This window comes from Maribacter aurantiacus (genome assembly GCF_005780245.1).
Taxonomy (GTDB): domain Bacteria; phylum Bacteroidota; class Bacteroidia; order Flavobacteriales; family Flavobacteriaceae; genus Maribacter; species Maribacter flavus.
The window spans coordinates 345,979-371,790 of record NZ_VBUK01000002.1; the positions used below are offsets into that span (position 1 = coordinate 345,979).

23 protein-coding genes and 1 tRNA gene are annotated in these 25,812 nt (G+C 41.9%); 9 read left to right on the plus strand and 15 right to left on the minus strand.

All coding sequences use genetic code 11. The features are described 5' to 3' along the window. Positions 1–36 precede the first annotated feature (36 nt). From FEK29_RS06680 to FEK29_RS06690, 3 genes are read right to left on the minus strand one after another with little or no spacing between them, the layout of a single operon-like run. Positions 37–387, minus strand: a complete 351-nt coding sequence (locus FEK29_RS06680; protein WP_138257643.1) for a carboxymuconolactone decarboxylase family protein — start codon at positions 385–387, stop codon at positions 37–39. Then, entirely contained in the window at positions 371–1,222 is an 852-nt protein-coding gene (gene tatC, locus FEK29_RS06685; protein WP_138257644.1) for a twin-arginine translocase subunit TatC, read from the minus strand. The genes FEK29_RS06680 and tatC overlap by 17 nt, the downstream gene beginning before the upstream one ends. After that, positions 1,222–2,187, minus strand: coding sequence for a KpsF/GutQ family sugar-phosphate isomerase (locus FEK29_RS06690; RefSeq protein WP_138257645.1), 966 nt, complete (start codon positions 2,185–2,187; stop codon positions 1,222–1,224). The genes tatC and FEK29_RS06690 overlap by 1 nt, the downstream gene beginning before the upstream one ends. A gap of 198 nt (positions 2,188–2,385) precedes the next feature. On the opposite strand from FEK29_RS06690, the gene recQ reads away from it, so the two are divergent. Continuing rightward, complete coding sequence (recQ, locus tag FEK29_RS06695) at positions 2,386–4,584, plus strand: DNA helicase RecQ (RefSeq protein WP_138257721.1); 2,199 nt, start codon at positions 2,386–2,388, stop codon at positions 4,582–4,584. 5 nt (positions 4,585–4,589) lie between these two features. Here recQ and FEK29_RS06700 read toward each other — a convergent pair whose 3' ends face one another. Next, positions 4,590–5,645, minus strand: coding sequence for a S66 peptidase family protein (locus FEK29_RS06700; RefSeq protein ID WP_138257646.1), 1,056 nt, complete (start codon positions 5,643–5,645; stop codon positions 4,590–4,592). A gap of 118 nt (positions 5,646–5,763) precedes the next feature. Here FEK29_RS06700 and FEK29_RS06705 point away from each other — a divergent pair, with 118 nt between their 5' ends. Beyond that, entirely contained in the window at positions 5,764–6,276 is a 513-nt protein-coding gene (locus FEK29_RS06705) for a fasciclin domain-containing protein (protein ID WP_138257647.1), read from the plus strand. Positions 6,277–6,345: 69 nt separating this feature from the next. Here FEK29_RS06705 and FEK29_RS06710 read toward each other — a convergent pair whose 3' ends face one another. The 4 genes from FEK29_RS06710 to FEK29_RS06725 form a co-directional block, all read right to left on the minus strand. Next, on the minus strand, positions 6,346–7,635 hold the full coding sequence (locus FEK29_RS06710; protein ID WP_138257648.1) for a carboxypeptidase-like regulatory domain-containing protein: 1,290 nt from the start codon (positions 7,633–7,635) through the stop codon (positions 6,346–6,348). Positions 7,636–7,895: 260 nt separating this feature from the next. Further along, the gene (rluF, locus tag FEK29_RS06715; protein WP_138257649.1) at positions 7,896–8,633 is read right to left on the minus strand and encodes a 23S rRNA pseudouridine(2604) synthase RluF; all 738 of its coding nucleotides are present in this window, start codon (positions 8,631–8,633) and stop codon (positions 7,896–7,898) included. After that, positions 8,634–9,794, minus strand: a complete 1,161-nt coding sequence (locus tag FEK29_RS06720) for a serine hydrolase (RefSeq protein ID WP_138257650.1) — start codon at positions 9,792–9,794, stop codon at positions 8,634–8,636. It abuts the gene before it with no gap. Further along, positions 9,781–10,023: a hypothetical protein gene (locus tag FEK29_RS06725; RefSeq protein WP_138257651.1), complete on the minus strand. Its 243-nt coding sequence runs from the start codon at positions 10,021–10,023 to the stop codon at positions 9,781–9,783. Before FEK29_RS06725 ends, FEK29_RS06720 begins: the two co-directional genes overlap by 14 nt. Positions 10,024–10,215: 192 nt before the next feature. On the opposite strand from FEK29_RS06725, the gene FEK29_RS06730 reads away from it, so the two are divergent. The 6 genes from FEK29_RS06730 (at position 10,216) to FEK29_RS06755 (ending at position 17,467) form a co-directional block, all read left to right on the plus strand. Next, positions 10,216–11,094: a peptidyl-prolyl cis-trans isomerase gene (locus tag FEK29_RS06730; RefSeq protein ID WP_138257652.1), complete on the plus strand. Its 879-nt coding sequence runs from the start codon at positions 10,216–10,218 to the stop codon at positions 11,092–11,094. Continuing rightward, positions 11,081–12,508, plus strand: a complete 1,428-nt coding sequence (locus FEK29_RS06735) for a peptidylprolyl isomerase (RefSeq protein WP_138257653.1) — start codon at positions 11,081–11,083, stop codon at positions 12,506–12,508. The genes FEK29_RS06730 and FEK29_RS06735 overlap by 14 nt, the downstream gene beginning before the upstream one ends. Positions 12,509–12,510: 2 nt before the next feature. Then, positions 12,511–13,464: an AAA family ATPase gene (locus tag FEK29_RS06740; RefSeq protein WP_138257654.1), complete on the plus strand. Its 954-nt coding sequence runs from the start codon at positions 12,511–12,513 to the stop codon at positions 13,462–13,464. 182 nt (positions 13,465–13,646) lie between these two features. Continuing rightward, positions 13,647–15,920, plus strand: coding sequence for an aconitate hydratase (locus FEK29_RS06745; RefSeq protein WP_138257655.1), 2,274 nt, complete (start codon positions 13,647–13,649; stop codon positions 15,918–15,920). 198 nt (positions 15,921–16,118) lie between these two features. Further along, positions 16,119–16,673 carry a TlpA family protein disulfide reductase gene (locus tag FEK29_RS06750; protein ID WP_317129169.1) on the plus strand — a complete coding sequence of 185 codons (555 nt, stop codon included), beginning with the start codon at positions 16,119–16,121 and terminating at the stop codon, positions 16,671–16,673. An 86-nt stretch (positions 16,674–16,759) separates the two neighbouring features. Further along, positions 16,760–17,467, plus strand: a complete 708-nt coding sequence (locus tag FEK29_RS06755) for a DUF3291 domain-containing protein (protein ID WP_138257657.1) — start codon at positions 16,760–16,762, stop codon at positions 17,465–17,467. On the opposite strand, the gene FEK29_RS06760 is transcribed toward FEK29_RS06755, so the two are convergent. The 7 genes from FEK29_RS06760 to FEK29_RS06790 form a co-directional block, all read right to left on the minus strand. Continuing rightward, the gene (locus tag FEK29_RS06760) at positions 17,464–18,099 is read right to left on the minus strand and encodes a carotenoid biosynthesis protein (RefSeq protein WP_138257658.1); all 636 of its coding nucleotides are present in this window, start codon (positions 18,097–18,099) and stop codon (positions 17,464–17,466) included. The two genes, FEK29_RS06755 and FEK29_RS06760, sit on opposite strands and share 4 nt — an antisense overlap. After that, a complete protein-coding gene (gene crtD, locus FEK29_RS06765) occupies positions 18,092–19,570 on the minus strand; it encodes a 1-hydroxycarotenoid 3,4-desaturase CrtD (protein ID WP_138257659.1) in 1,479 nt (492 codons plus the stop codon). Before crtD ends, FEK29_RS06760 begins: the two co-directional genes overlap by 8 nt. Before the next feature lie 3 nt (positions 19,571–19,573). After that, entirely contained in the window at positions 19,574–20,020 is a 447-nt protein-coding gene (locus tag FEK29_RS06770) for a sterol desaturase family protein (protein WP_138257660.1), read from the minus strand. Further along, positions 20,021–20,860, minus strand: coding sequence for a phytoene/squalene synthase family protein (locus FEK29_RS06775; RefSeq protein ID WP_138257661.1), 840 nt, complete (start codon positions 20,858–20,860; stop codon positions 20,021–20,023). An 86-nt stretch (positions 20,861–20,946) separates the two neighbouring features. Beyond that, positions 20,947–22,404 (minus strand): phytoene desaturase family protein, encoded by a 1,458-nt coding sequence (locus FEK29_RS06780; protein WP_138257662.1) that lies wholly within the window; start codon positions 22,402–22,404, stop codon positions 20,947–20,949. A gap of 3 nt (positions 22,405–22,407) precedes the next feature. Further along, positions 22,408–23,307: a MerR family transcriptional regulator gene (locus tag FEK29_RS06785; RefSeq protein WP_138257663.1), complete on the minus strand. Its 900-nt coding sequence runs from the start codon at positions 23,305–23,307 to the stop codon at positions 22,408–22,410. A 113-nt stretch (positions 23,308–23,420) separates the two neighbouring features. Further along, a tRNA-Leu gene (locus FEK29_RS06790) sits at positions 23,421–23,504 on the minus strand. A 203-nt stretch (positions 23,505–23,707) separates the two neighbouring features. Here FEK29_RS06790 and FEK29_RS06795 point away from each other — a divergent pair. After that, on the plus strand, positions 23,708–25,534 hold the full coding sequence (locus FEK29_RS06795; RefSeq protein WP_138257664.1) for a glycoside hydrolase family 2 protein: 1,827 nt from the start codon (positions 23,708–23,710) through the stop codon (positions 25,532–25,534). Positions 25,535–25,812: the final 278 nt, after the last annotated feature.

Below are 25,812 nucleotides of genomic sequence, written 5' to 3' on the forward strand. Positions count from 1 at the left end.
CCTTCTTACTGGCGGGAAAAAGCAATTATAAAATCTTTAACCTTGATTTTCCTCCAACGCTTCCCAATATTCGTAGGCTCTTCGTAAGTGGGGAATTACAATGGTTCCGCCTACCAAGGTGGCAATACCCAAAGTTTCCATGACCTCTTCTTTGGTAGCCCCTTCCTTAAAGGAACTTTCCAAATGGTATTTTACGCAATCATCGCATCGTAGCACTGCGGAAGCAACCAATCCCAATAGTTCCTTGGTCTTTACGTCCAAAGCGCCGGGAGCATAGGCGTTGGTGTCCAAATTAAAGATACGTTTGATTACCTTATTATTGTCCGCTAATAGCTTCTCGTTCATTTTGGAACGATAGGCATTAAATTCCTCAACTGGATTTGACATTTCTTTTGGCTCTTTTTGCTTCCCTTTTAGCTTCGCTTTTCAGTACTCTGGCGGAAATATAAATACTCACTTGATACAATATAAGTACCGGAATTGCCACTATGATTTGACTGGCAACATCGGGAGGTGTAATCACTGCGGACAGGATCAATACTATTACCAATGCTATTTTTCGGTATTTCCTCATGATTTCAGGTGTTACCAACCCTACCTTGGTGAGGAAATAAATAATAATGGGTAGTTCAAACAGCACACCACAAGCAAGTACTGCGGACCTTACGGTACCAATATAAGAATCCAAATCAAATTCGTTTAAAACGCGTTCACTTACCTGATAGGTTCCCAAAAAGTTTATTGATAATGGAGCTACGACATAATAACCGAACAAAACTCCAAGAAAGAATAGAACAGAGGCGATTAAAATAAAGCCTTTGGAGTGTTTGCGTTCCTTTTCATAGAGCCCAGGACTAATGAACTTCCAAAGTTCATAGAGGATATAGGGAAACCCAATTATAATTCCTGCCCAAATAGCCGTCCAAATATCCGCTGAAAATTGACCGGACATGGTCCTACTTTGAATAGTGAAAGGTAATTGATCCTTACAGAAGTCGGATTCAATCCCAATGTATGTAGCCGCCCTACAAAAGAATTTATAAGTTGGAAAATCCATTTGCGAAGGTCCAAAGATGATGACGTCAAAAATGAACCTACTAAATACAAAGGCTACGACGCCAATGATTACTACCGCCAAGGTAGATCGTATTAAATGCCATCTTAGTTCTTCCAGATGGTCCAGGAAGGACATCTCATCTGGGGAAGTCGTACTTTTTGCCATTATATGATACCTTCGTTTATAAGGTTATGTAAATGGATCACGCCGCTATATTCGCCTTTTTCCATGGCCAATAATTGGGAGATGCCTTTTTGCTGCATCACTTCCAATGCCTTAATGGCGAGGGTGTCCATCTCAATTGTTTTTGGTTGTGTGGTCATGATATCGGCTGCAGTTAGCCCCTTGATATTATCATGATTGTTCAGCATTCTACGGATATCACCATCGGTTACGATGCCTACTACTTTTTTATCATCCAGAACAGCGGTAACCCCCAACATTTTTTCGGAAATTTCCACGATAACCTGCTTGACATCGGCGGAAACCTGAACCGCTGGTATTTGGTTGTTGCGGGCAATATCGGCTACCCTTAAATACATTCTTTTGCCCAAAGCCCCTCCTGGATGGTACTTGGCAAAGTCGGCACTACTAAAACCTCTCAGTTCCAAAAGAACGATGGCCAAGGCATCGCCCATCACCAATTGCGCAGTAGTACTTGTTGTGGGTGCCAGATCGTTGGGGCACGCCTCCTTTTCCACAAAGGTGTTCAGGACAAAATCCGCCTGTTTCGCCAAGAAGGATTCCAGGTTTCCTGTCATCCCGATCAGGGTATTTTTGCCCCTTTTGATGAGAGGTACCAACATCTTAATTTCTGGAGTACTGCCACTTTTGGAAATGCAAATCACTACATCGTCATCCTGGATGGTTCCCAAATCTCCGTGAATGGCATCGGCCGCATGCATAAAAATGGCAGGAGTGCCCGTGGAGTTGAGCGTTGCGACAATTTTTGAGGCAATTATGGCGCTTTTTCCAATACCAGAAATAATCACGCGTCCCTTGGAATTCAAGATACAATCGACGGCATTGGAAAAATTCGTGTCCAATAAGGTTGCCAAGTGCCCAATAGCATCCCGTTCCTTCTCAATAGTCCTTTTCGCCAACTCAAGAATTGTGCTCTTGGATGTCAATGTATTATTTAATTTTATCAATGGTATTCTTGTGAAGATGTGTTATCTTTAAGAATACAAAATTACGTAAACTTAATTTGATTGGGTATCTATCCATCAATATTTTAGTTCTATCAGATTGTTTGAAATAATTATTTAATTTCTTTCGGGGTCGGGGCCCATTCGCCATAATCCGACGCTGTAAATTTGAAATACTGTATAAGTTTGAATGAGATTGATATACATGCCGCGCTAAAAAAATATTTTGGTTTTTCTCAGTTTAAAGGACTTCAAGAAGGCGTTGTAAAAAATATTTTGGAGGGACGGAACACCTTTGTAATTATGCCTACGGGCGGAGGAAAGTCCTTGTGCTATCAATTGCCTGCGCTTATGCAGGAAGGAACGGCCATAGTGGTCTCCCCTTTGATAGCTTTGATGAAAAATCAAGTGGATGCCATGCGGGGCGTTTCGGCCGAAATGGGAATTGCCCACGTACTTAATTCTTCCTTGAACAAAACCGAAATCAAACAGGTTAAAAAGGATATTACGGACGGTACCACTAAATTGCTCTACGTGGCACCGGAATCGCTTACAAAGGACGAGAACGTAGAGTTTCTGCGTTCGGTTAAAATATCCTTTGTAGCCGTGGACGAAGCCCATTGCATTTCAGAATGGGGCCATGACTTTAGACCGGAATATCGAAACTTAAAAGCCATCGTTGCCAGATTGGGAGAGGATATACCTATGATCGGTCTCACGGCCACCGCAACCCCAAAAGTGCAGGAGGATATCATCAAAAACCTTGGTATTACCGATGCCACCGTTTTTAAAGCATCCTTTAACCGTCCCAATCTGTTCTACGAAGTGCGGACCAAGACGGACAATGTGGATGCGGATATCATCCGATTCATAAAGCAGAACGAAGGCAAATCCGGCATTGTATATTGTTTGAGCCGTAAGAAAGTTGAGGAGCTCGCCCAAGTGCTTCAGGTAAATGGAATCAGTGCCGTTCCGTATCACGCGGGTTTTGATGCCAAGACACGATCCAAATACCAGGACATGTTCCTGATGGAAGATGTAAATGTAGTAGTAGCCACAATCGCCTTTGGGATGGGAATAGACAAACCAGATGTAAGGTATGTCATCCATCACGATATCCCCAAAAGTATCGAAAGCTATTATCAGGAAACCGGTAGGGCCGGTAGGGACGGGGGCGAAGGCCACTGTTTGGCCTTTTATTCATATAAGGATATTGAAAAATTGGAAAAATTCATGTCCGGAAAACCGGTTGCGGAACAGGAAATAGGCAATGCCTTGTTGCAGGAGGTAGTTGCCTACGCCGAAACTTCCATGTCCCGCCGAAAATTCATGCTCCATTATTTTGGGGAGGAGTTCGATGAGATAAACGGCGATGGTGCCGATATGGATGACAACACCCGAAATCCCAAGGAAAAGGTGGAGGCCAAGGACGATGCCCTTAAATTGCTTAGGGTGGTCCAGGGAACCAGTGAAAAATTCAAATCAAAGGAAATAGTCAATACCCTTAGAGGAAAAAACAACGCATTGATAAGTTCCCACAAAACCAATGAAAAAGAGTTTTTTGGGATTGGGTCCGACAAGGATAAGAGCCATTGGATGGCCTTGATCAGGCAGTTTTTGGTTGCAGGTTATATACGCAAGGACATCGAACAATACGGAGTACTGCACCTAACCGAAAAAGGCCAGGAGTTTTTGAAGAATCCGCACTCCTTCTTGATGACAAAAGACCACGTTTATAATGCCGAAAATGACAACGCGATTGTTGGGGCCTCCAAAGGCGGTGGTGTTGCCGATGAAAAATTGCTCAAGCAATTGAAGGACCTGAGAAAGTCCCAGGCCAATAAACTAGGGGTGCCCCCATTTGTAGTTTTCCAAGACCCCTCATTGGAGGACATGGCACTTAAATATCCGATTTCCTTGGAAGAACTACTCAATGTCCATGGTGTGGGCGAGGGCAAGGCCAAAAAGTACGGTACCCCTTTCGTGTCCTTTATCGCATCGTATGTAGAAGAAAATGATATCATCCGTCCAGATGACCTTGTGGTAAAAAGTACCGGGGCCAATTCAGGGTTGAAATTGTACATTATCCAAAATGTGGATAGGAAACTACCGCTGGATGACATCGCTTCGGCCAAAGGTTTGGAAATACCTGAACTCATCAAGGAAATGGAACAAATTGTCTACAGCGGCACCAAGCTGAATTTGGATTATTGGATAGATGAGGTCTTGGACGAAGACCAACAGGAGGAAATCCACGAATATTTTCTAGAAGCGGAAACTGACAACCTGGAAGAGGCCATGAAGGAATTTGATGGTGAATATGAGGATGAGGAATTACGACTCTACAGGTTGAAATTTATCAGTGAAGTGGCGAATTAGGATTGTTATTTTGTAACTGGTTTTTGAATTATTTTCAATTTTAAACGGTCTGCATCAAAATATGCTTCCATTCCTATGGGAAAGGTAAAGTTCTGTTCCACATGTCCAAAGCTAAAGCCATAAGCTGCGGGAATTTCCAGTGGTTTTATCCTATCCAGTATTACTTCCTTTAAGGTAAAAGAATTGGGATTGTTACTTGTATTGCATCCTTTGCATACTCCAAAAAGGATGCCCGAAGCCTTTTTAAACGTTTTACCTTCAATTAATTGGGTTAACATCCTATCGATTCGATACGGTGACTCCTCCACATCCTCTATACATACGATCTTATCCGTAAAGTCAATTTCATGGGGCGTACCTATGAGGGCATTGATCAAAGTAAGGCTTCCGCCGCAAAGTTCACCTTTTGCCTCGCCCGGGTTTATGGTATAGCGTTCATATTCCGCATCTATAAGCTGTTCCTTCGTAAGCTTGGCATTTCGTATCACCCTATTTTCTTTGGGCTTTTTAACGATATCGATAAGGGCCTTTTGGGAATAACCATCATCAAGGGTACTTCCTACCGGGCCATGAAAAGTGATAAGACCGGTCATTTGATGAATACCGTTCAAAAGAGCGGTAACATCGCTAAAGCCAATTAGGGCCTTGGGATTGGAGGCTATCACCCCATAATCTATCAAATGCATGATTCTGGTGCATCCGTATCCGCCTCGTATACAAAGTATGCCGTCCACAACTTTATTTTCGAACATATGGTTGAGATCGGTTGCCCGTTCTTCATCGGTATTACTGAAATAACCATATGGTTTGGATAGCCTTTCCGTACAATAGACAATATATCCCATTTTTCGTAGGACCGACTTGGCCTTGGTCAAGGTTTCTTCGGAAAATCGGTATCCGGGGGCTATCAATCCAATGGTGCCCCCTTTTTTTAAGGGCTTCGGATACAATTTACCTGTTAGTTTGACCGATTTCCCAGTTTTGGGGAATTCTTTTCCGTATACAAGTTGATAGACGGATAGGCTTAGGGCGGCGGTTAGGAACTTTCTTCTAGGTAACATTGGCTAGGTATTAAAACAATTTAATAATGTTTAACTATTTTAAAAATTAATTAAACAAAAATTAAGATTATGCTATGAATCAATCGCATACATTTGGATAAATCTAAAAAAAAGAACTATGAAAATTTTAAAAATTACCACAGTATGCGCTTTCCTTCTTTGTTTGACCGCGGGTTTTTCCCAATCGGACAATATCGTAGGGGTCGCCGCAGGAAACGAGAATTTTACCACGTTGGTAACCGCTGTTAAATCTGCCGATTTGGTAGGAACCTTAAGTAGTGAAGGTCCTTTTACAGTGTTTGCGCCAGTGAACAGTGCCTTTAGTGCCTTGCCCGATGGTACAGTTGAAAGTCTTTTGAAGCCGGAAAACAAGTCTACGTTACAAGGAATATTGACCTATCACGTAGTATCCGGTGAGTATATGGCCAAGGACGTAATCAAGGCGATAAACGATAACAATGGCGAATTCAATGTTAAGACGGTTGCGGGAGGTGATATTACCCTATCTTTGTCAGACGGAAATGTGATGTTGAAAGATGCCAAAGGTGGCATGGCCAAAGTTGTAATGGCCGATGTTGATGCCTCAAACGGTGTAGTACATGCCATTGATGGCGTGGTAATGCCTAAATAAGGTTATTTTGCCTTACAAAAAAGCCGTTGCAAATTTTTGCAACGGCTTTTTTCTTAACATTCATCTGGTTTATTGCGATGCGGCCGAGGTACCGCCGTCAACTTTCCCCCTTTTCAATTGCCGTTGAATTTTCCGAATCGCGGATTCAATGGATTTTTCAGGTTCGATAATATTGTATTCTCCCCAAAAATCCGGGTCGGCAAAACCTATGGCCTCATCGGTCAGAATGATATCAGATTTAATTCGGTCCTTATACTTTGGAATCTCGTTACTCAAGTTCTCTTCCCAATCCGTTATGGCCATTTCACAGCTCATGCTATAAACGGAATTAAAAAGCCTTTTGTCCCAATTGATTTTAAACTCCATCAACACGTTGCTATAGCCATAGTACCATTTTCCATCTTTCTCGCGGTAGTCTACCCTGTAGGCGACCTCCGTGGGCCAAACATCCGCATTTCTGGGTTTCTTTCTCACGAACATTTGAGCGGCAAGATCTCGATCGGTAATATTCAGGGAATAAATGGCACTGGTCAATATTTTATTGTCCACATCTATGTATAGTTTTCCCGTGTAGAGGGGATCTATTATCCCTGGTTTTTGGGTGAAATCTATCACATAGATCAATTTGTCGTCTACCCTCGTAGAATTTGAGAATGAAAAATCATAGTACTCGAACATATCGGCCGCAAAAATATAATCGGGATATTTTACCATATCCACGAACAAAGCGTTGAAAGGACCACCTTGAAGCTTCAAAGCAAGCGTGTCCAATTTACTATAGTCCGTGCTTTTACGCGCTTTAAAAAGTTTCAGTGCATCGTTTTTATTACTGGAGTAGGGGGCCTTGTAAATGTTCACCACAGCTTCGGAAAGACTCACGTTCTGCCTCCTTCTTTTAATCGTTTCCCGGTAAAAGGCCGTCATCACAGTGGGATTATCGATATAGTTTTCCCCCCGTTTTTTCAAGGTTTCCCTAACCAGGGCCCTGGCATCCTTTGGAATACTCAGACTTACTTCCGAAAGTTGCGTGACGAGTTCCGTCATACCAATTTCATTACCTTCGGATTTAAATTGCAACATAGGGATTCGTTTGGTCCTGTAACCTAAAAACGATACGATGACATTTTCACTGGTGTTGGAATCCGGCACCTTTAGCGAAAATTCACCTTCCGTGTTCGTAATTGTACTGATATTGGTATTTTCCAACGTGAGGGTCGCAAAAATCAAGGGTTTCTTCGTTTCGCTGTCATACACTTCCCCTAGATATTCCTTGAAGCCTTCTTCTTGGGCAAACAGTCCAACACTTAGCAACATGCAGGTAAAAAGCCATACAATCCTTGGATTGAAAAGGCCTTTCATTTTTTGGAGATTTATTGGCAACGCCAAAGGGTTTAATATCCCGAGGTTTGACTTGAAATAAAAAGCTCGTTTTTGAATAATTCCTAGTTGGCTAGCCCCGAAGTGGTTTACTTTCTTGTTCATATCAATTTGATTTTTAGCAATCTTGGGAACAACTCCCTTTTTCCTACCTAAAATAGTGATTTTAAGAGTGATATAAAATAAATTTTAGTTAAAATAAATGGTTTTGAAACAATGCCAAAGTCGGAATAAGTTGGGTATTATCCTTTGTGGGTCTTGGAAGAATGACTGACCAATCTTTGAATTTCCTTTAATTCAGAGGCGGTAAGATCGCGCCATTTTCCCACGGGTACATCCAAGGTAACGTTCATAATCCGAATTCGCTTCAATTTTTTTACCCGATAGTCCAAGTATTCGCACATGCGCCTAATCTGTCGGTTCAAGCCTTGGGTAAGGATAATCCTAAATTGATATTTACTGACCTGATGTACTTCGCATTTTCGTGTGACGGTATCCAAAATAGGCACCCCGTTTCTCATTTTCTTTAAAAATTCGGGAGATATGGGCTTATCCACGGTAACCAAGTATTCCTTTTCATGATTGTTTCGGGCCCGTAAAATCTTGTTTACGATATCGCCGTCGTTCGTGAGGAAAATCAAACCTTCGCTCGGTTTGTCCAACCTACCGATGGGAAAAATCCTTTTTGGATAATTGATGAAATCGATGATATTGTCCTTTTCCACGCCTGTGTCCGTTGTACAAACAATTCCAACGGGTTTATTAAACGCGAGGTATACCGGTTTTTCTTTAGGTTCGGAAATCGATTCGCCATCCACCTGTACCAAATCCCCTTCGGATATCTTGGTGCCCATTTCAGGAACTTTTCCATTGATGGTCACCCGCCCCTGTTCTATGAGCTTATCGGCCTCCCTACGGGAACAATAACCGACTTCGCTCAGATATTTGTTGATACGGGTTTGTTTGGGTGCTTCTGGCATCTATCTCTTTCTTTCTAGTTCCAATCTGTGGATTTCCCTTCCCAGTTCGGCTAAAAAGGGAATACCTATTTCATTGTATTCATAGGCATCGTCATTGAAGATTCCATCCTTGTTTACCAAAATGGTCGCCGTGAGCATAAAATCCACCTTGTTTTTAGTGTCCTTGATGTAGGCGCAATCGGTCAGCGTACCATAGGCAAACCCCACCTTATTGTAGATTTCCATATGGGAAGGTATGGTATCCTTGGTGTCTCCGTATATGAAAAATTTACAATAACCATCAAAATATTCCGTAGGGTCATAGCCCGAATTTCTTGGGAGTATCTTCATCGCTTCCAGTAAAAACGCATGTTGATCTGGGGACAGGTTGAATCGCTGTTCTGGACGGAATTGTTCAGGGAATATCACCCGCTTTAGGACACCGTGTTGGGCCTCAATGGGGTAGTAGTTTTTCAATGAAAAATCAAATGGATCCTCCATCAAAGTATCGTCTTCATAGTAGCCTATTCCTTTACGAATGTTTTTCAGGGATAACCGTATTGGAGCCAAATTTATACTAGGTTTCGTTATGCCAGTGGTACTATCGTTCAAATAGATGATCAAAGGTTTGGTTTCCAGGTCTTCCGAGTGATAGCCCAGTCTATGTGAGATACGGACGGGTTCTACGCCCTTTTCCCATAAAGAAGCGTTTATGGCATCCTGTCCCAACAGTTCCACCAATCGGTTGTTGGCCAAATTGTCGCTAACGCTGAAAATTTCTACAACATCCTTGGAGAATGTCGATTCTAGGGTGTCGCCTTCCACATAATAACGTACCTCCCTGTTCAGGGTATCCGTCTCGTTCAATCGTTCCAAGCCCAGTACTGCTATGGGAAATTTGACCGTGCTGGCGGGATAGAAGTAAGCGTCCTTATCCACCTGAAAATCATAATCGGTAAAAAAAATACTGTCGTTTTTCCTATCGATTTTGGTATACCTGATTTGGACTTCGTACCGATCAAGGCTATCCATGACCCTCTTTATTTTCGGGTTGTTGGAACTTAGTGCAACTTCCAAAAGGTTATCGTTCACCGGTTCGTTCGAACAGGAAAAAAATAACCCAATGATCAAAAGGCCCAAGAGCCTTAATGATATATACAACGTGTGATTAATTTTCAACATAAACTTCCCCTCTATGTGGTTTTAATCGATCCCGCATGGCAATCATATCCCGTTCATGAACGACCAGGAAGGCTATACTGTGCATATCGTTCAATTCCGTGAAACCCGTTGTGATCGCCGCTACTTTTTCCAAGGTAATGAATTCCTTGAGATGAATTTCATGGTGCTCTGCGGTCTTGTGCGCGGCGGGACCCCTAAAGTCCCAAATCAATTTGATCTGTCTTTCCAAAATAATAAACTAATAGGTATCAAAATTAACATTTGGACCTTATTTTTCCATGGATTTCAAAAATTTTGTTGCGTTTGTCCAACTTTTTGAATGCAATTTTTCTAGGATTATCGCCTTATTCTGTTAAGGAAAACCCATAGCGTTTGTTCGGGATATTGTATTTGCTATTTTTGCAGGATGTGTAGTTCTCAAATGATACAACGGGGAGTCCTTTATTTGTTGATGGCGGTAGGAACTGTTTGTATCCTCGTTTCATGCGAGGGGTATTTCAACAAAAAAGAGGAAAAGGAGCCGTTGGCCAGGGTGGGCGAGTCGTATCTTTACAAAGAGGACGTGAAGCCCCTTCTTAAAGAGGGAATGTCCAAAGGGGACAGTGCTTCTTTCGTAACCAATTATATCAATAACTGGGCCTCCAAACAACTACTGCTTTCCAAGTCCAAGATCAACCTACCGGAGGAAAAGCTACGGGAATTCGATGCTTTGGTCGATGCGTATAGAACAGACCTGTACACCAGGGCCTATCAAGAAGCTTTGGTATCACAGGGGACGGACACATTAATTTCCGAAACCCAATTACAGGAATTCTATGACAAACAAAAGGAAAATTTCAAATTAAAGGAGCGCATCGTGCGCATTCGTTTTGTACAATTGCCCCTGAATTTTTTGAATCAGGACGAAGTTAAGCAGCGCTTACGAAGTTTTGACGAGGAGGATTTGACGTATCTGGATTCCATTGGGGTACAGTTTAAGAAGCTGAATTTTAACGATTCCATTTGGGTGAGTTCTTCCAGGATATTTGAGGAAATTCCACCCATAACCTTTGATAATCAGGATAGATACTTAAAAAATTCACAATTTTTTGAATTACAGGATTCAATCGGGGTATATTTGGGCAAAATAGAGGAAGTAAAGGATGTCAATGATATCGCACCACTTTCATACATTGCACCTACCATAAAGCAAGTTTTATTAAGTCGCAGAAAAATCGACTACCTGCGAAAACTAGAAACCGAAATCATAGATGAAGCAATCAGAGAAAAAGAATTTGAGGTTTACAATGACAACAAGTAGGAGACTGTTGACCTTTTTGGCAAGTATCTTTTGTGCAATTTTGACGGCCCAGGAGAATACGGAAGAAGGCGCGGAGGCATCGGCAAGTGTTGAAACTCCCTCTAAGAAAGACTCCACAAACTTTAAGCGGATCAAATTGGACGGAATCGCCGCCGTAGTGGGTGATTATGTAATCTTGGATTCCGATATCGAAAAAACCCTCATCGATTTAAAAAGTCAGGGTGCATCCACGGAAGATATTACGCACTGTAGCCTTTTGGGCAAGCTGATGGAAGATCGATTATACGCACATCAGGCCGTACAGGACAGTATTTTGGTTTCCGATGATGAGGTGAATGCCACGGGCGAGCGTCAATTACAGTCCCTGGTGCAGCAGATCGGTTCTATGGAGAAGGTCTTGAAGTACTACAAAAAGGAGGACGAGCAAAGTTTTAGGGAGGAGTTGTTCAAGATCAACAAGCTACGAATGCTGTCCGAAAAAATGCAGCAGGATATTGTTTCAGAAATAGAGATAACCCCAGAGGAAGTACGTCAATTCTTTAACAAGATTCCTGAAAACGAACGGCCTGTTTTTGGTGCCGAATTGGAAATCGCCCAGATTGTGAAGGCTCCGGAGCCTTCACAGGAAGAAAAGCAGAAGGTGATAGACAAGCTCAATGAAATAAAGGCCGATGTTGAGGACAACGATGCCAGTTTTAGCGTAAAGGCCATTTTATATTCGCAAGATCCTGGCTCTAAATCCAAAGGTGGATTTTATAGTATAACCAAGGACACAGGATTTGATAAGACATTTAAGGATGTAGCTTTCAGCCTAAGGGAAGGGGAGGTTTCGGAGCCTTTTGAGACCATGTTTGGGTTTCATATTATTTACATTGAAAAAATAAGGGGCCAGGAGCTCGATCTAAGACATATTTTGATTCAGCCCGAAATTTCGGATAAGGCCTTGGCCGAGGCTAAATCGGAATTGGACAGCATCCGTCAGAAAATTATAGAGGGGAAATTTACCTTCGCTGAGGCGGCCCTGAACTTTTCGGACGAAAAGGAGACTAAATTCGATGGTGGCTTGCTAAGAAACCCGCAGGATTTCAGTTCCCGTTTTGAACTTACTAAAATGGATCCTACCTTGTACAATCAGGTACGTGATTTGCAGGACGACCAAATATCCTATCCCATTTTGGAAGCTGACCCAAGGGGAGGTCCATCCAAGTACAAAATTCTTAAGGTGACCAATCGATATGACGAACACGTTGCGGATTTTGCAAAGGACTACACCAAAATTCAACAACTTGCCCTAACGGAAAAGCAATATAATGCCATCAAGGAATGGATGGAAGATCATATTGAAGATACGTATATTAGCGTAAGCGATGCCAACAGGGATTGTGATTTTGCCAATAACTGGGTAAAGGAATAAATATGTCAGATGTTGCTGCCGTTAAATTATTGGTCGAAAAACACAATGCCTTAAAGAAGGAAATAGCCAGGGTAATCGTTGGCCAGGAAGCCGTTATAGACCAAATATTGCTCTCCATCTATACAGGAGGACATTCCCTTTTAATCGGTGTTCCGGGGTTGGCCAAGACCTTGATGGTGAATACCATTGCCCAAGCCCTAGGATTGGATTTCAAGCGCATCCAGTTTACACCAGATCTCATGCCCAGCGATATCTTGGGTAGTGAGGTTTTGGACCAGAACAGAAATTTTAAGTTCATCAAGGGCCCTGTTTTTTCCAATATTATTTTGGCCGATGAGATCAATAGAACCCCACCCAAAACCCAGGCGGCCCTTTTGGAGGCCATGCAGGAAAGGGCGGTTACCATTGCGGGCCATCAATATAAATTGGATTTGCCCTATTTTGTTTTGGCTACCCAAAACCCCATAGAGCAGGAGGGAACTTATCCCTTGCCCGAAGCGCAGTTGGACCGTTTTATGTTCGCGATAGAATTGAAGTATCCAAGTATTGAGGAAGAGGTCATGGTCGTAAAAAATACGACTTCAACAACCAAATACCATGTGGAGCCGCAGTTCAACGCCCAGCAAATATTGGAAGTACAGGAATTGGTCCGTAAAATTCCCGTTCCTGACAATGTTGTGGAGTATGCGGTAAAATTGGTCAACAAGACCCGACCAAATTTGGAATCCGCCTCGGATTATGTAAAACAATACGTTGATTGGGGAGCGGGCCCGCGCGCCTCCCAAAACTTGATCCTGGCAGCGAAGGCGAATGCCGCCATCAGCGGAAAATTTTCACCGGATTTCGAGGACGTACAGAAAGTTGCCTATGGTATCCTAAAACACAGGATCATAAAAAACTACAAGGCAGAGGCCGAGGGTATTTCCGAAGAGGCAATTATCAAGCAGCTACTATAATTTCCAAAACCCGAAAATCTGTTTTCCGCAAGATTTAAGCGTCTTTGAGCGTTAAATTCGGTATTCCGTAAATCTAATTTTCTGGGAATGGCAAAAAAGGGTTTATTCCTTTGTTTAAAATTTTAATTGCGCCTTAGATTTTCTTAATTTTACGGAATTGCTTTAACATTAAATAGAGAAATATGGCATTTGATATTGATATGATTAAAGGGGTGTACGCCAATATGGCTGAGCGGGTGGATAAGGCCCGTGAAATTGTGGGAAAACCACTGACCCTTTCGGAGAAGATTTTGTACGCTCACTTGTGGGACGGTACTCCCACTAAGGCCTTTGTTAGAGGCAAGGATTATGTTGATTTCGCTCCGGATCGTATTGCTTGTCAGGATGCAACGGCTCAAATGGCCTTATTACAGTTCATGCAAGCCGGAAAACCAAAGGTGGCGGTGCCTACCACCGTGCATTGTGATCACTTGATCCAGGCGAAAAGTGGTGCTGCTGCAGATTTGAAGACGGCCAATTCCACGAGTGCGGAAGTATTTGATTTTTTGGAATCCGTTTCCAATAAATACGGTATCGGGTTTTGGAAACCTGGTGCCGGAATCATTCACCAAGTGGTATTGGAGAATTATGCATTTCCAGGTGGCATGATGATAGGAACCGATTCCCACACCGTGAATGCAGGTGGTTTGGGAATGGTGGCAATTGGTGTAGGTGGTGCCGATGCCGTCGACGTCATGGCCGGAATGGCTTGGGAGCTAAAGTTTCCAAAGTTGATAGGGGTGCGTTTGACCGGGAAAATTTCAGGTTGGACCGCTCCAAAGGATGTAATTCTTAAAGTTGCCGAAATTCTTACCGTGAAGGGAGGAACCGGAGCTATTGTTGAATATTTCGGTCCCGGTGCCAAGGCGCTTTCCTGTACGGGGAAAGGAACCATATGTAACATGGGTGCTGAAATTGGGGCTACAACATCAACCTTTGGTTATGACGACTCCATGGAAAGATATTTGAGGGCCACGGATAGGTCTGATGTTGCCGATGCCGCCAATAAAGTACGGGAGTATCTTACTGCCGATGAAGAGGTATATGCCAATCCGGAACAGTATTTTGATCAAGTCATTGACATCGACCTTTCAAAACTGAATCCATTGTTGAACGGGCCTTTTACGCCGGATTTGTCCACTCCCGTTGGCAAGGAAATGACCAAGAAAGCCACGGAAAACGATTGGCCAATGCAGGTAGAATGGGGACTTATAGGTTCGTGTACCAACTCATCCTATGAAGATTTGTCAAGAGCTTCCTCTATTGCGCAACAGGCTTTGGATAAGAAACTAAAGACAAAGGCGGAATTTGGAATTAACCCAGGTTCTGAACAAGTACGTTTCACGGCGGAACGGGATGGTATCCTTGGCATATTCGAGAAATTGGATGCCAAGATATTTACGAACGCCTGCGGACCGTGTATCGGACAGTGGGCGCGTTACAGTGATCCAAAGAATGCACCCAAGAACAGCATCGTTCATTCCTTCAACAGAAACTTTGCAAAACGTGCGGATGGAAACCCAAATACCCATGCATTTGTGGCTTCCCCAGAAATTACCGCTGCCATAGCGATAGCTGGCAGGTTGGATTTCAATCCAATGACGGATACCTTGATCAATGAGGATGGCGAGGAAGTACGATTTGAGGAACCAACAGGATGGGAATTGCCACCCAAAGGTTTTGAAGTGGAAGATGCCGGTTATCTAGCGCCCAAAGAGGATGGCTCCAGTGTAAAGGTAGTTGTGGACCCAACCTCGGAAAGGTTACAGCTTTTGGATCCTTTCGAGCCCATCCAGAATGAGTCGTTACAAAACGTCAAATTGTTGATAAAAGCTTTTGGAAAGTGTACCACGGACCATATTTCCATGGCCGGACCTTGGTTGCGCTTTAGGGGCCATTTGGACAATATCGCCAATAATACCTTGATCGGTGCGGTAAACGCTTTTAACCAAAAGACGAATTTGGTAAAGAATCAGTTGACCGGTGAATACGAAGGTGTGCCCGATACCCAAAGGGCCTACAAGGCGAAGGGAATAAAATCCATGGTTGTTGGTGATCACAACTATGGGGAAGGCTCGTCCAGGGAGCACGCTGCCATGCAGCCAAGACATCTTGGTGTAGCGGCGGTTTTGGTAAAATCCTTTGCTCGTATCCATGAAACAAACTTGAAGAAGCAAGGGATGTTGGCTTTGACTTTCGCCAATGAGAATGACTATGAGTTGATTCAGGAGGACGATATCTTCAATTTTGTTGATATAGCCGATTTTGCTCCGGACACTCCGTTGACGATTGAGATTGTTCATGCCGATGGTTCCAAGGACACCATAAAGGCAAACCATACCTATAACGATGCACAAATTGGATGGTTTAGGGAAGGTTCCGCTTTGAATGTTATCAAGAAGCAGAATGCAGCATAATCTAGTAGTAATCTACCACTGGGCGATCCCATGAGGCATTCGCGGTAGATGCACTTTTTTTTCGAGGCCTGCCCGACAGGTGTTCAGGCGGGCAAGCCTTGAAGTATTGAACCCCTTGGCGGTGCCAATAAAATAAATTAGGAAAACTCCCGAAACTATTCGGGAGTTTTTTAGTTTTGGGTATTCCATAAACTGAAGATGAAGAAACAAACATTTTTCACACTTTTGATCATCGCATTTGTGTTGTCCTTCTTTGTAACCCCCCTTGGTGATTATAGCAAGATTCTTTTAAATAGATGGTTGGCCATGGCACCTACCATAATAACTCCGGAAAAGAGGGGTAAAATATCCAGCTACGATTGGACACTAAAGGATGAAGATTGGAAGCTCTTCAGTTTTGAGGAGGCTAAAGGCAATGTGGTGTTTATTTCTTTTTGGACCTCTTGGCATATGCCATCACAAGCTCAGTTAAAGGATATCCAAAGTCTATACGAAAAGTATAAGGGTAGGGTTAATTTCTATATCATTACCAATGAGGAGCGGGCCCCTGTGGAACTGTTTATGGAAGAGCATGGGTATACGTTTCCTGTTACGTACAGGATTGTGGGTGAAGACAGTCCGGTTACTATATTAAAACCGCCCGGATCCTATATAATCGATAAAAACGGTTTCATAGCCGTTCATCAAAATGCGATTGCCGATTGGGACAATTCCGCTGTGGATGCATTGTTGGAGGAGCTAATATCGGAATAAAACGAAACGGGTTTCCATAAAAAAACAGCAACAATATTCATTTTGTATCTTAGATATTCCTAAATGGCAATTTTCAGGAATATTGTATGTCCCAAATCACAACACTCACTTTTTTTAGATATACCAATTTTAGCAGTAAGTTATGGGCCTTTGGCGAAATGCATTTTGCACATGCAGGGCTTTCCAAAGTAGAAGGTCTTCAAATGTACAAACTTATGGGAAGCGGTAGAGAAGGCTTTAATCCCTTACCGGATTGGTCTGTTTATGGCTTGCTTCAGATATGGAAAAATGAAACTTGTGCTAACGAGTTTTTCAATACCTCGACTATTATGCAACGTTATTTGGGGAAAAGTGAAGAAAGATGGACGGTTTACATGAAAAACACTACGGCAAAGGGGGATTGGGATGGTAATAATCCTTTTATCAAAAGTGAATCTTTGGAAGAAGCGAATCCGTACATTGCCGTAATCACCAGGGCGACAATCAAAACAAGAATGCTCCTTAAATTTTGGAAATATGTTCCAACATCCCAAAAATCCCTAGCTGGTAATAGGGGGCTTTTATTTACAAAGGGGATAGGTGAGGTCCCTTTTTTACAAATGGCAACATTCAGTATTTGGAGTGATAAGGAATCCCTTATGCAATTTGCCTACGCGAGCAAAGAACACCAAAAAGCGATTCAAAAAACAAGGCAGTTGAATTGGTACAAGGAAGAACTTTTTTCCAGGTTTCAGCCTTACAGGTCCATAGGTACTTGGATGGGCAAAAACCCACTATATGACTTAAAAAATTAGAAAAGGAAAAACCCAAAGAAAACAAGTTGGGCCAAATACAGATGGATTGAAAATTGTTTATTTCCCTCTATTATTAGGACTCTTAGTAGTATCTGGAACAAAATCGCCAAGGCGAACCATGTCGTATAATTTTCAAGCGGTGCCATACCACCTTCAAAAGTCCAAAAATCGAATACTGGGGCATTGTGCTCCATAAAATAATCAAGTAAAACCATAAGGCCCGCGGCCAATATAATCTTGGGGATGGATTTTAATTTGGTATAATCAAGCATACTTGCCGTGATAAAGGTAAGAAGGGCCCAGTATGTACCAATCAAATAAGGAACCCCGTCAAGTTTTGGGCCTAGGTTATTCCCATATGCATACTCCCCAAACAAAATTCCATAGTGTACCCCAAGCCATTCGGCAAACATGCCACCACAAAAAAACAATACAAAGGCAAAGGACTTTATTGGAGTATTGATGGGATAAATAAATAAAAAGAGCGTTAAACTGATTATTAGGTTCAAAGGGGTTTTTTGAATAAACCATTCCAAATTCCCCGAAGCGATTCCAATAATGGCCGAAATATGAAATAACCATACTATACCAATAGCGATGAGGACCTTATGTTTGGATAGGGCTTCAAGCATTTGGAATGGGGTTTGGAACCAAGTCGGAAACAATTTTCGCGGATAAAAGACAAAGGGGAATCCCCCCCCCTGGATGTACGGATCCTCCACAGAAATATAAATTTTCAATCGATTTTGAAAAATTCGCATGCCTTACAAAGGCGGCAAATTTATCATTACTTGCCGCGCCATAGAGGGCTCCCCGGAATGAACTTGTACTGCTTTCAATCCCAACTGGGTCCAAAATATGCTCCGTAGTTATGAATTCTTCAATGTTTGTTTTTAGGATCCTATTTATTTTGGAAACAATGTTCTTTCTCGCCACTTGTTTTAGCTCGCGCCAATCCTGCCCATAGTTTCCTGGAGCGTTTATCATCACGAACCAATTCTCATGGCCCTCGGGCGCATCCCTGACCTCTTCTTTAGAGGTAATATTGATGTAGATGGTAGGGTCCGTGTAAAGGGTCTTTTGGTCAAACAAAGCTTGGAATTCATCAGGGTAGGAATCAGTAAACAGAATATTGTGCAAATCCAGTTGTGGAAATTCCTTTGAAATCCCCCAATAGAATATGAGTGCGGAACTTGAGCGTTCTTGTTCCAGGGTTTTTTTTGGATAGGGTTGGTCCTTCAGCAATTTTTTATAGGTAGGATACACATCCATGTTGGAAACCACAATATCGGCCTTATGCGCGACTCCCTTGGATAGTACGCCAATAGCCTTTTTATTTTTAACAATGATATTTTCTACCGGATGTCCAAACTTGAAGCTGACCCCTTTTTGTTTGGCAAATTCATATAACGAAAGACTAATGCTGTGCATTCCTCCCTTGGGAAAATAGGTGCCATAATGCATTTCCAAATGGGGAATCATGGACATGATGCCTGGGGTTTTATAGGGCGATGAGCCATTATACGTGGCATACCGATTAAAGAGTTGTACCAACTTTTGGTTTCTAAAATACTGTTTGTTTACAGAGTCTAGCGTCACATTTAAATGTAGTTTCCCAATTTGAAGGATAGACTTTATGGTTTGTTTTGATAGGTACGTGGAGAGCTTATGAAGGGACTTTTCCAAAAATAGGGCCGCGGTCAAGTCATATTTTTCACGGTTTCTGTTTAAATAGGATTTTATTTTTTGTGGAGGTTCATTGAAGCTCTCGGATGCGTCTTTTATAAACTTTTCTATATCCGATGCCACTGAAAATCGGTGTCCATCTTCCCAAAAATAATTACAGACAATTTGTTTTTTACTGTATTGAAAATAAGTTGGGAAATCCTCTTGATACAGTGCAAAAAGTTCGGTGACCAAATGGGGCATCGTGAACAAGGAGGGTCCCAGATCAAAACGGTAGCCATCCTGCTCGATAGCGTGAAGTTTACCTCCAGGGTAATCGTTGACTTCCAGAACCGTTACTCGGTAACCTTTTTTGCGAAGTCTTAAGGAAGTGGCTAAACCACCAATGCCGGCACCGATTACCAAAGCATGGGGCATTGGCTATTTTTTAAAATATTTGAAGGGCACTACCAACATTCCAAAACATTCCCCGTCCTCTTTTCCCAAGTGTTTGTGATGGATTTTGTGGGCGCGTCGTACACCACGTGCATACCAATTGTTTGCGTTACGGAAAATTTTGAATCTTTGGTGTATGAAGATGTCGTGTACAAAAAAATATGCGATACCATAGGCCAAAATTCCAAAACCAAGAGGGTATCCATACCAAAATCCGTTTGCCCCAGTGTAAAACAGCGACATACTTACAATGGCGTAAAAAATAAAGAAGGCATCGTTTCTTTCAAACCAGGAATCATGTTCTTTATGGTGATGGTCCTTATGCAAGGACCATAGGAATCCATGCATGATGTATTTATGGGTAAACCAGGCCATAAATTCCATGAAAGAGAATGTACCCAAAAAAATAATAATCCAAAGAAACGTATTCATCTAAACTAAGTTCATTTTATATTTAACATAAGACCTTGCCAGAAGACCGAATTTTTCATAATCAGGAACCCTTATACGGGTGCTTTTAATTTCCATGGACGGGGTGTTTTGTAGCTTTTTAAGAAGCCTAGTGTAATATCTATAGGCCGTATATACCCCGAATTTTGCCTCAATGGGCAGTTTTACGATACCTTTGTACCCCTCTTGAAAATCTCGTTGTATCTCTTGAACGATTTCCATTTTTGAATCTTCGTCCAGAGCAGCGAGATTGGCGTTTGGAAAATAAGTGCGGTTTAACTCCTCAAAATCGGCCTTTACATCCCTTAGGAAATTCACCTTTTGAAAGGCAGAACCTAGGGCCATGGCAGATTCCTTCAGATTTTCGTAGGATTCATCACAGCCCTTGACAAATACTTTAAGGCACATAAGACCAACTACATCCGCGGAACCATAAATATATTCTTTATACTCGGCCTCGGTTTTGTAAACGTTCTTGGTCAAATCCGCCCGCATACTTTTCATAAAGGAATCCACTAAATGAATGGGGATGTTGTATTTATGGAACGTGTATTGGAACGAGTTTAGAATGGGGTTCAAACTTATTTTGTTTTCCAGTGCGGCGGCAAGTTCTTCCTCAAATTTATCGAATAAGGTCTTTTTATCATACTCGTGGAAGGTATCTACAATTTCATCGGCAAACCTTACAAAACCATAAATGTTGTATATGTCCCCACGTATGGAACCATGAAGCATTTTTGTTGCCAAGGCAAACGATGTACTGTATTTTTCGGTAACGATTTTACTACACTGGTAGGATACCTTGTCAAAAGTGATTTTCATGTGTTCATTTATATGGTTAAAGCTGTGGAATGGTACACCCAAATAATCCTTTTGCCGATTAAGATCTGTACTTTCATAGCCTTAAGTTAGTTATTTTTGGTTAAAAGTTCAGAAACCAATTTTCCTGAAATTAAAGATGGAGGAACGCCAGGTCCAGGAACTGTAAGTTGCCCTGTGAAATAAAGGTTTTTAACCTTACCGCTCTTTAATTTTGGTCTGAGAAATGCGGTTTGGGATAGCGTATTCGCCATTCCATAGGCATTGCCTTTATAGGAATTGTACCGCTCCACAAAGTCATTTACACAAAAGGTTTCCTTAAAGCGAATTTTATCCAAGACTTTTTGACCTGTTTTTTCCTCAAACCTATCCATAATCAAGTCAAAATATTGCTCCCGAAGCGCTTTAGTATCCTCAAGCCCGGGTGCGATGGGAACCAAAAAGAATCCGGTCTCACATCCTTCGGGTGCCATACTTTCGTCCGTTATGGAAGGAAAATTGGCATAGAATAGGGGGCTTGTTGGCCATTGCGGGTTATCATAGATTTCCTCAGCATGGCGTTCAAAATCTGTATCAAAAAACAAATTGTGATGGTCCACATTCTTGAGCTTCCCGTCAAAAGCGATATAAAATAAGAGGGAAGAAGGCGCAAAGGTTTTTTTGTTCCAATATGCTTCGCTGTATTGCCTGTACTCCGCATCCAATAAACTTTCGGAGTGATGGTAATCTGCCCCGCTGACCACGATATCGGCCAAAATAGTGGAACCGTTACAAATAATGCCATTACAGGTGTCGTTTGTGACCAAAATCTTTTCTACGTTGGCATCGGTATGAATCTTAACTCCCAATTCTTCCGCAAGACTTCCCATGGCTTCAATGATACGGTACATACCACCTTGGGGGTGCCAAGTGCCCAAACCGAAATCGGCGAAATTCATAAAGCTGTAAAAGGATGGCGTATCACTAGGCTTTGCCCCCAAAAACAGCACGGGGAACTCCAAGGTCGCAATAAGTTTTGGGTTTTTGAACTTTTTTCTAACTTCTGAACTAATTGTCTTAAAAAATTGATCAACCTTTAAAACCGTTTCCTTGGTGACCAATTCGAAAGGTGACAATCCAGGCCTTAAAACGATTTTGTTTATGGCAATTTCATAGTTTTCCTGTGCCAGGGCGATAAATTTTCTTAGATGTACGGAACTTCCGGATTCGATACGTTCAAATTCAGTACATATCTTATCCATGCAGTCCCCTATGGTAATTACGTCATCGGCAAAAAAAATTTTATATGCGGGACTTAATTTGTCCAGTTGGTAATAGTCTGAGGTCTTTTTACCAAAATCGCTGAAAAACTTCTCGAAAATATCGGGCATCCAATACCAGCTAGGGCCCATATCAAAGGTGAAACCATCCTTTATCAATTGTGCGGCCCTTCCTCCAATGGATTCGTTTTTTTCGTAGATGGATACCTGATGACCGGCCTTGGCAAGATAGCAAGCTGCCGAAAGGGATGAAAAACCAGATCCAATGATAGCTATATTTTTTTCCATAGGTTATAAATGATGGACCACCTCTTCAATTGAAGTAAAGGTTTTTACAAAACTTGGAAGTTTGGTGCGTTCCAAATGTTGGATTTGACGACCAAGTATCCATAGGTGTGGGTTTGAAGTATCTCTTAGATATAATTCAAATTCCTCAAGATAGGTGGCTATCTCGGTTTTGTCCGGCTTTACCGTGAAGTAAGATAGGAAATAAATATTGTCAAAATACTTTAGGAGATCGGTTAAATTTTCAATGGGTATCGTCTGGCCCAAATAAACCACTTTATAACCTTTTAGAAGAATCTCATAGTTTAGGTACAATATACCAATGTCATGTATCTCGTTTTCGGGTAAAAAGGACACAAAAACCTTATCCGTTTTAGTTGGCTTTTGATGTTGTAACCTCTCCGTATTCACCAAAATTTTTTGTTTGATGAGACTTGTTATGAAATGCTCATGAGCAGGGCTAATGGTATCCGTTTGCCAGAGAAGCCCGATTTCGTTCAACAGGGGAATAAATGCATCCTTAAAGACTTCCCTAAAAGACTTTGTACTTAGAAGTTTGTCATACGTTTCAAAAAAAATGGTTTGGTCAAAATTCATCATTGCCAACTTAAAGGCATTCAGATTTTGTGATTTACTGGTTTTTTTTGAAACTACCTCCTTAACGGTATTTGGTATTTCCGATTCGGGAATCTTTGCAATCTTGGAAATTTTATAACCATTATCGTATAAAAGCGTGATGTTCAGAAGCTTTTGTAAGCTGGACAAGCTATAGGTACGTATATTCGTATCTGTCCTTTCGGGGGATAGCAGATTATACCTTTTCTCCCAGATTCTAATGGTATGCGCCTTGATGCCTGATAAGTTCTCAAGGTCCCTAATGCTGAATATTTTCTTTACGTTGTTCATAGTTTGAAGAAAAACGTTAAACAAATTTAATGAATTGCATCTAAAGTTGGTTGGAAAAGATGTTAAAACCTCGCTAAATAAAAAAAAGCCAGGTAGAAAGTACCTGGCTTTCGTGCCCACGACTAGATTCGAACTAGCACGTCCTTACGAACACTACCCCCTCAAGGTAGCGTGTCTACCAATTTCACCACGTGGGCGATTCAGAATTGGGCGTAAAGATAAAAAGGTATTGTGTATTTCAAAGCAAATCTAAGATGAGTTTTAGAGTACGGCTACTAAATAAGTATCGTATTTCAGTTCGCTTCAAATAATTCATGAATTGTGATTGGACAAAAGTGCCAATTTGGACAAGCTCAAGGAATTATTTTTAAATTGTTGTTATAAACCAATTTTATGTCCAATGATTCCTAAAAATAGTAGTATTCATGCTTTAATCTCCCTTTGCCTTTGTTTTTTGAGCTTCACCTACGGTCAATGGAAACCCGCTGGTGATAAAATAAAAACCAAATGGACCGAACAAATAGACACCAAAAATATATTGAATGAATACCCTAGGCCGTTGATGGTTCGTGAGCAATGGAAAAACCTGAATGGTCTTTGGGAATATGCAATTACAAGAAAAGGGGAGTCGTGCCCAACTAATTTTGAAGGTGCGATTTTGGTTCCATTTGCTGTGGAGTCGAGCCTGTCCGGAGTTATGAAGGAAGTGGGCAGTGAAAGGGAATTATGGTACCAAACCACCTTTGAGGTTCCTTTGGACTGGAAGGAAAACAATATGCTGCTTCATTTTGGGGCGGTAGACTGGAAAGCGGATGTCTGGATAAATGATATCCTTGTGGGTTCCCATACTGGTGGATATACCCCTTTTCAATTTGACATTACACCTTTTTTGGGGGAAGGCCATCAAAAATTAACCGTTAAGGTTTGGGATCCCACGAACGATGGCCCGCAGCCCAGAGGAAAACAGGTAAAGAATCCGGAGGGAATTTGGTACACCCCGGTAACTGGAATTTGGCAGACAGTCTGGTTGGAACCCGTTCCAAAAAAGAGGATTCGCAACATCAAGACAGTCCCAAATTTGGATAGGGGTACCGTTTCTGTATATACTGAAATCGAAGGTGCCGTCTATGGCGATATTGTGGAAGTATCCGTTCTGGATGCTGGAAGTTTGGTTTCAAAGGCGAAGGCCAGGGTTGGTATGGAAATTGAGCTGCCGGTAAAAAACCCAAAACTTTGGTCACCAGAGACGCCATTTTTATATGACTTGGAAGTAAAACTTATGACCGACTCCAAGGAAACGGATAAGGTAGAAAGTTATTTTGGGATGCGAAAGATCAGTATGAAGAAGGATGCGTTTGGTATTGTAAGGATGCAACTGAACAATAAGAATTATTTTCAGTATGGTCCCTTGGATCAAGGATGGTGGCCAGACGGACTCTACACGGCCCCTACGGATGAAGCACTTGAATATGATATTGTCAAAACCAAGGAACTTGGCTTTAATATGATCCGTAAACATGTCAAGGTGGAACCTGCCCGGTGGTATGCCCACTGTGATAGGCTTGGTATATTGGTGTGGCAGGATATGCCCAATGGAGACAAAGGGCCTCAATGGCAGAACCATGACTATTTCAATGGAACCGAATTTAAAAGAAGTTCGGAATCGGAAAAAATATACAGAACCGAATGGAAGGAAATAATGGACTACTTATATTCCTTTCCAAGCATCGTGGTCTGGGTCCCATTTAACGAGGCCTGGGGGCAATTTAAAACCGAGGAAATTGCGGAATGGACGAAAAGCTATGACCCTAGTAGGTTGGTCAACGCTGCCAGTGGTGGTAATTTTTACAGGACCGGCGATATTGTCGATCTTCATAATTATCCAGGGCCTGCCATGTATCTGTACGATGCACAACGGGTAAATGTACTAGGGGAATACGGAGGTATTGGATTGGCAGTTGAAAATCATCTTTGGAAGCCTGAGAATAACTGGGGGTATGTAAAGTTTAAAAACTCCAAGGAAACCACGAATCAATATATTGAATATGCCGAAGAATTGAAGAAATTGGTAAAGGCAGGTTTCTCCGGTGCGATTTATACCCAGACAACGGATGTTGAAGGGGAAGTGAACGGTTTTATGACCTATGACCGTAAGGTGGATAAAATGGATTTTCCGGCAGTTCGTAAGGTGAATTTGGAAGTGATAAATAGTGTTGGTGAGAAGTAGCTTTCAACACTATTGTGAAAACACTGTTGCTTTTTTGCAATGGTAGGTTATATAAGTCTGTACTCCTTTAAAAAAAAACCTCGACTTTTCAGTCAAGGTTTTTTGGTAATCTGGCTGGGATTGGCTGCGCTCTTCCCTCAACGCTACGCGGTGAAAATAGTTCAAACAAAAAAAACGCTCAAGCAAGTTTGGCGTTTTTTTTAACTATTTATTCGTGACCTCGGCAGGATTACCTTTGGTTTTCCTGACAAAGCTCCGCTTTTAAAATCAAAACCTCA

What these genes read in the sequence shown, in the direction of transcription:
- FEK29_RS06680 (WP_138257643.1), bottom strand. Translation starts at nt 387, where the DNA reads ATGTCAAATCCAGTTGAGGAATTTAATGCCTATCGTTCCAAAATGAAC.
- tatC (WP_138257644.1), bottom strand. Translation starts at nt 1,222, where the DNA reads ATGGCAAAAAGTACGACTTCCCCAGATGAGATGTCCTTCCTGGACCAT.
- FEK29_RS06700 (WP_138257646.1), bottom strand. Translation starts at nt 5,645, where the DNA reads ATGTTACCTAGAAGAAAGTTCCTAACCGCCGCCCTAAGCCTATCCGTC.
- FEK29_RS06705 (WP_138257647.1), top strand. Translation starts at nt 5,764, where the DNA reads ATGAAAATTTTAAAAATTACCACAGTATGCGCTTTCCTTCTTTGTTTG.
- FEK29_RS06710 (WP_138257648.1), bottom strand. Translation starts at nt 7,635, where the DNA reads ATGAAAGGCCTTTTCAATCCAAGGATTGTATGGCTTTTTACCTGCATG.
- rluF (WP_138257649.1), bottom strand. Translation starts at nt 8,633, where the DNA reads ATGCCAGAAGCACCCAAACAAACCCGTATCAACAAATATCTGAGCGAA.
- FEK29_RS06720 (WP_138257650.1), bottom strand. Translation starts at nt 9,794, where the DNA reads ATGTTGAAAATTAATCACACGTTGTATATATCATTAAGGCTCTTGGGC.
- FEK29_RS06730 (WP_138257652.1), top strand. Translation starts at nt 10,216, where the DNA reads ATGATACAACGGGGAGTCCTTTATTTGTTGATGGCGGTAGGAACTGTT.
- FEK29_RS06735 (WP_138257653.1), top strand. Translation starts at nt 11,081, where the DNA reads ATGACAACAAGTAGGAGACTGTTGACCTTTTTGGCAAGTATCTTTTGT.
- FEK29_RS06740 (WP_138257654.1), top strand. Translation starts at nt 12,511, where the DNA reads ATGTCAGATGTTGCTGCCGTTAAATTATTGGTCGAAAAACACAATGCC.
- FEK29_RS06745 (WP_138257655.1), top strand. Translation starts at nt 13,647, where the DNA reads ATGGCATTTGATATTGATATGATTAAAGGGGTGTACGCCAATATGGCT.
- FEK29_RS06750 (WP_317129169.1), top strand. Translation starts at nt 16,119, where the DNA reads ATGAAGAAACAAACATTTTTCACACTTTTGATCATCGCATTTGTGTTG.
- FEK29_RS06755 (WP_138257657.1), top strand. Translation starts at nt 16,760, where the DNA reads ATGTCCCAAATCACAACACTCACTTTTTTTAGATATACCAATTTTAGC.
- FEK29_RS06760 (WP_138257658.1), bottom strand. Translation starts at nt 18,099, where the DNA reads ATGCTTGAAGCCCTATCCAAACATAAGGTCCTCATCGCTATTGGTATA.
- crtD (WP_138257659.1), bottom strand. Translation starts at nt 19,570, where the DNA reads ATGCCCCATGCTTTGGTAATCGGTGCCGGCATTGGTGGTTTAGCCACT.
- FEK29_RS06770 (WP_138257660.1), bottom strand. Translation starts at nt 20,020, where the DNA reads ATGAATACGTTTCTTTGGATTATTATTTTTTTGGGTACATTCTCTTTC.
- FEK29_RS06775 (WP_138257661.1), bottom strand. Translation starts at nt 20,860, where the DNA reads ATGAAAATCACTTTTGACAAGGTATCCTACCAGTGTAGTAAAATCGTT.
- FEK29_RS06780 (WP_138257662.1), bottom strand. Translation starts at nt 22,404, where the DNA reads ATGGAAAAAAATATAGCTATCATTGGATCTGGTTTTTCATCCCTTTCG.
- FEK29_RS06785 (WP_138257663.1), bottom strand. Translation starts at nt 23,307, where the DNA reads ATGAACAACGTAAAGAAAATATTCAGCATTAGGGACCTTGAGAACTTA.
- FEK29_RS06795 (WP_138257664.1), top strand. Translation starts at nt 23,708, where the DNA reads ATGATTCCTAAAAATAGTAGTATTCATGCTTTAATCTCCCTTTGCCTT.